Annotated in this window: 1 protein-coding gene; it reads left to right on the top strand. The window is 55.0% G+C overall.

The window, feature by feature from the left end; all coding sequences use genetic code 11:
• A partial coding sequence (locus C0Z18_RS32530) for a potassium transporter TrkG (protein ID WP_332888230.1) occupies positions 1-391 on the top strand: 391 nt, incomplete at both ends.

Here is a 391-nt window from a genome sequence, read left to right as displayed (position 1 = left end):
GGCTGAAATGCCCGGCCCGCTAAAAGATAACAAAATGCGTCCGCGTATTGCGGAGACGGCAAAAACCCTGTGGCTGATTTATGTCTTGTTGACGGTCGCCTGCGCCCTGGCGCTGTGGTTTGCCGGAATGCCCGCTTTCGATGCCATCGGGCACAGCTTTGCGACTATCGCTATCGGTGGGTTCTCCACGCACGATGCCAGCGTGGGCTACTTCGACAGCCCGACGATTAACACTATTATTGCTATCTTCCTGCTGATCTCCGGTTGTAACTACGGTCTGCACTTCTCTTTACTGAGTGGGCGAAGCCTGAAGGTGTACTGGCGCGATCCGGAGTTCCGCATGTTTATTGGCGTCCAGTTGACGCTGGTGATCATCTGTACGCTGGTGCTT

Origin of the sequence: Trinickia dabaoshanensis (genome assembly GCF_002879885.1) — a bacterium.
GTDB lineage: Bacteria > Pseudomonadota > Gammaproteobacteria > Burkholderiales > Burkholderiaceae > Trinickia > Trinickia dabaoshanensis.
The sequence above is the reverse complement of the archived record's forward strand: the minus strand, read 5'-3'. Positions and strand labels throughout refer to the sequence as shown.